General features: G+C 77.8%; 3 protein-coding genes. All 3 read left to right on the top strand.

What is annotated here, in order from left to right; genetic code table 11:
- The first annotated feature begins 611 nt into the window (after window positions 1-611).
- The 3 genes from BJP40_RS07140 (at window position 612) to BJP40_RS07130 (ending at window position 4285) form a co-directional block, all read left to right on the top strand.
- On the top strand, window positions 612-2744 hold the full coding sequence (locus BJP40_RS07140) for a SpoIIE family protein phosphatase (protein ID WP_071279527.1): 2133 nt from the start codon (window positions 612-614) through the stop codon (window positions 2742-2744).
- A gap of 309 nt (window positions 2745-3053) precedes the next feature.
- Window positions 3054-3587 carry a SigE family RNA polymerase sigma factor gene (locus BJP40_RS07135; RefSeq protein WP_071272681.1) on the top strand — a complete coding sequence of 178 codons (534 nt, stop codon included), beginning with the start codon at window positions 3054-3056 and terminating at the stop codon, window positions 3585-3587.
- Entirely contained in the window at window positions 3587-4285 is a 699-nt protein-coding gene (locus tag BJP40_RS07130) for a hypothetical protein (protein WP_071279525.1), read from the top strand. The genes BJP40_RS07135 and BJP40_RS07130 overlap by 1 nt, the downstream gene beginning before the upstream one ends.
- The last annotated feature ends 256 nt before the right edge of the window (window positions 4286-4541 follow it).

The following is a 4541-nucleotide window of genomic DNA, read 5'->3' as shown; positions in this document are numbered from 1 at the left end:
GCCCGAACCACCCCAAACCCGACGGGGGCACCTTGACGAAAGACATAGAGGCACCCCCGCCCACCACCAGCGCCGGTGCCGCGGCCGCCGCCGGCCGTCCCGCAGCCGCGCGGCGACCAGCCCTGGTGCAGGCGGCCGCGCGCCGCGCCGTCCTCCGCGCCCCGCAGCTCCCGTGCCCGGTGCGCCGCCCGGGCCGCCTCCGCCGTGTCGTACGGGGTGACCCCACCCGGCGGCCACACGGGCCGCCGGCCTCCGCGGGGCAGGCTGGACGGGGCGCGTCGGCACCGGATGGCTGCTCGGGCCGCCGGTCTCCGCGGGGAGGGTCGGGCGGGTTGCGTCGGCACCGGAAGGCTGCACGGGTACCGGCCTCCGCGGGCAGGCCGGGCTGGGCGCGGCGGCACCCGACGGCCCCACGGGCCGCCGGTCTCCGCGTGCAGGCCGGGCCTGGTCGCGTCGGCCACTACCCGGCGGGCGGTGCGGCTACCCGGGCCGGGGCAGGCGGGGACGGCTCCCGCACGGTCCGGCGGCCCGCGGACGCGTCCAGCGGCTCTCGGACTGCGGGGTCCGGCGCGGCGGGGCAACCTTGAGGCGTGGAGCGCACGCGGCCGGAGATGCGGGAACTGGGCTCTGCCCTGGTCACCGTCATGCAGGACACGGGCGCGTCCGTCGGCATGCTGTACCTCGTGCCGCCCGGACGCAGCGCCCTGCGGCTCGCGGTGCTCAGCGGGGTCCCGCTGGAGTTCGCCGTGCCCTGGCTGCGCGTCTCCCCCGGAGAGCCCATCCCGGTCGCCGACGCCGTGGACCGGCAGCGGATGGTGTGGCTCGGGGACCAGGAGGCCGTGGCACGGCACTACCCCCGCCCCGGTCTCGTCCTGCCGTACCGCTTCGCCCTCGCGGCGCTTCCCGTCTCCACCGGCGCCACCCGCTGGGGCGGCCTCGTCATGATGTGGCCGGGTGCGCACCCGCCCGAGCTGAGCGAGTCCGAGTCCGCGGTCGTCCACGCCTGCGCCGAACGGATGGCCGCCGTGCTGGACCGGGCCGCCCGCGCCGGGCGACCGCTGGCACCGGACCGGCCGCCCCTCGTCGTCCACCCCCGACCGTCCCCGCCGGACGGCAGGCAGGCGGCGGCCGCCCTCGCCTTCCCCGACCGGTTGCCTGGCGGCAGCTGCGCCCTGGACCTCGACGGCCGGATCGCCTATGTCTCGGCGTCCGCGGCCGACCTGCTCGGCGCCCCGGTCTCCCGGCTGCTCGGTACCCTGCCGTGGGAGGAGCTCCCCTGGCTGGACCACCCGACGGTGGAGGACCGCTACCGCGCCGCGATCGTCAGCCGGGAGACCACCGTGTTCACGGCCGTCCGCCCCCCGGACCGCCGACTCCGCTTCCACCTCTACCCGGACGCCACCGGCATCAGCGTCCGCATCACGTCCGACGCGACCGGCGATCCCCCCGCCACCGCCGACCCGGAGGAGTACCGGCAGGAGGCGCCTACCGTGCCGCCGCCCGTCGCGACCGGGCGGCTCGGCGCCCTCTACCACCTGATGCACCTGGCGGCCACCCTCAGTGAGGCCGCGGGCGTCCGGGACGTCGTCCGTCAGACCGCCGAGCAGATGGCCCCCGCCCTGGGCGCGCAGGCCCTGGCGCTGCTGATGGCGGAGGACGGCAGGCTGCGCCTCGCCGGTGAGAGCGGCTGCCCGCCGGAGCTCGCGGAGAGCTTGTACTCGATCCCCCTCACCGCCGACACCCCGTCGGTACGCGTCCACACCACCGGTGCGCCGCTGTTCCTCCACAGCGGACACGAACTGCACGCCGCCTTCCCGCGCAGCGGCCTGCCCCCCGACATGGGCGCCTGGGCGTTCCTGCCGCTCGTCGCCTCCCGCCGCCCGGTCGGCACCCTCGTCCTCGCGTACGACCAGCCCCGCGCCTTCCCGTCCGGCGAACGCGCCGTCCTCAGCTCCTTCGCGGGCCTGGTGGCCCAGGCAATGGACCGGGCCCGCCTGTACGACGCCAAGCAGGAACTCGCCCGCCGGCTCCAGGCAGGTCTGCTGCCGCACCGCCTGCCCCGGCTGCCGGGCCTGGACATCGCCGCCCGCTACCTGCCGGCCGGCGTGGGCATGGGCGTCGGAGGCGACTTCTACGACGTGATCCGGCTGGGCCCGTCGACCGCCGCCGTCGCCATCGGCGACGTCCAGGGGCACAACGTCGACGCAGCGGCCCTGATGGGCCAGGTCCGCACCGCCGTCCACGCCATGGCCGGGGCGCCCCCCGCCGACGTGCTGGCCCGGACGAACCGACTGCTGGTCGATCTCGACCCGGGCCTGTTCACCAGCTGCCTGTACATCGAACTCGACCTGGCGGAGCACCGGATGTGCCTGGCCACGGCCGGACACCCGCCGCCCCTGTGCCGCCGCCCCGACGGGACCACCGGCACCCTGGACGTGCCGCCGGGGCTGCTCCTCGGCATCGACGCGGGCGCCCACTACACCAGCACCGAGACGGACCTGCCGCCCGGCACCGTCCTCGCCCTCTTCACGGACGGCCTCGTCGAATCCCCCGGCACCGACCCGGACGAGGCCACCGGCGACCTCGCTGAACGGCTTTCCCGCAGCGCCTCTCACGACATGGACGGCCTCGCCGACGCCCTTGTGGGGCACGCCCGCGGGTCGGCGCCCCGCCACGACGACGTCGCCCTGGTGCTGCTGCGCACCCGCGAAGCGGCCCCCGCCACCGGGAAGGGCCCCGGCTGACGGCCGCACCCCTCGCCCCCGGGGCCACCCGGGGCCGCCCCGCATCCGCGGAGGACCCCGGCCGAGGACCGCCCCCTTGGCTCGCGGTGCCGCCGAGGCCGCCCCGGCCCGCTCGCCGGCCCGCCCCTGGGCGCGGGGGCCGACGCGGCGAGCGGCAGGGGAAGCGCCGCCTCGGCCGCACGGCGGTGGTTGCTAGGATCATCCGCCACCTCGTCAGACACCGTGGTAGCGCGGGCTGTCCGAGGACACGGACCACCGCCGCGACACCGGCACGGAGCAGCGCGGCCGACGCGCAGGGAGAGGCCGCCCGTGGGCACACCCGCCGAGGACGCCGCCGCGGAGTTCCACGAGTTCTTCGAGCGTCACTACGCCGAACTCGCCCGGCTCGCCCACCTCCTGACCGGCGAGGCCGACGCCGCCGACGACCTCGCCGCCGACGCCCTGCTGGCGATGTGGCACCGCTGGGACCGGGTGCGCACCGCCCGCCACCCGGCGGCCTACGCCCGGGGGGTCGTCGCCCACATGGCCCGCAGCCGGATCCGCAGCGCCGTCCGCGAACGCCGCCGCATCGCCCTCTTCTGGGACCGGCGCCCCGAGCACACCGACGACCCCGACGTACCGGCCGTCATCGACGTGCAGGGCGCCCTGCGCCGCCTGCCGTTCCGCAAACGCGCCTGCGTGGTCCTGCGCCACGCCTTCGACCTGTCCGAGCGGGAGACCGCCCGTGCCCTCGGGATCTCGGTCGGTACGGTGAAGAGCCAGACATCGAAGGGAATGGCCCAGCTGGAGCAGCTGCTGGGTGGCCGCTCCGCGGCATCCCAGCTCGTGGGCGGGAGGAAGTAGTGGCAGGGGAAGACGAGTTGAGGGATGCGCTGCGGGGTGCCGCCCGGGCGCACCGGCCCGACCGCGCCCGCATGCTCGCCCGCGTCGAGCGGGGCATGGCCGACCGGGCCGCCCCGCCTGCCCCGGGCGCCTCCCGGTGGAGCCGCACCCCGTGGCTGCGGGTCGCCACCGCCACCGCGGCGGTCGCCGCCGTCCTCGGAGCGGGTGCCTACACGGCCGCTTCCGTCCTGCGGGGCGCGCCCGTCCCGGCGGCCGCGACCCCGCCCGCGGTCGAGGCGCCCGCGACCCCGCGGCCGCCGGCACCCTCGGCGACGCCCGCCGGGTACCTGTCCGGCGAGGGCGTCATCGACCCCCACAGCAACCGGTACTGGGCCCAGTCCACCGTCACCGTCAGGACGGCGGTGCCCCTGGCGGCCTTCGCCGTCGAACTGCGCGTCGCCCAGACCGGTGGTGTGGCCGACACCGGCAACTGGCGCTCCCTCCCGGAGGGGGACTTCACGGTCGCGGTACGGGAGGAGGCCGGGGCGCTCGTCTACACCTGGACGCTGCTGCCCGGCCGCACGGTGCCGGCTGGGCAGCACGTCTTCGCCGGCCAGTACAACCACGCCGAGGGGGTCCGCGACGCGGACGGGGACCGCTTCACCGCCCGGGCGACAGCGCGGGACGGCACCCAGGCCGCCCTCTCCGGCGGTTTCTGAGCGCGGGACCGGCGCAGGGCGCGGCGGCTCCTCCCGGCTGCCGGGGCTTCCTCCGAGTCGCCCGGCCGGCACCGGGCACCCCGCACCGCGGACGACGGACCGGCGCCGTCCGCTCGCGGCCGCCCGGCGTTCCGGGCCCCCGGGCGAGCGGGCGGCGCCCCGGGGACCGCACGACGGCCGGGGCCCGCACGTCACCGCCCCGGCCCGGGCGCACCCGGCCGTCCACGGCCGGTGCCGCGGGGCAGGGCGCGATGGC

This window comes from Streptomyces sp. CC53, from assembly GCF_001865245.1.
GTDB lineage: Bacteria > Actinomycetota > Actinomycetes > Streptomycetales > Streptomycetaceae > Streptomyces.
This window is presented reverse-complemented; position numbering and strand designations above follow the sequence as displayed.

Excerpts from the sequence above, each read along its gene's own strand:
- BJP40_RS07140 (WP_071279527.1), top strand. The coding sequence starts at position 612 with ATGCGGGAACTGGGCTCTGCCCTGGTCACCGTCATGCAGGACACGGGC.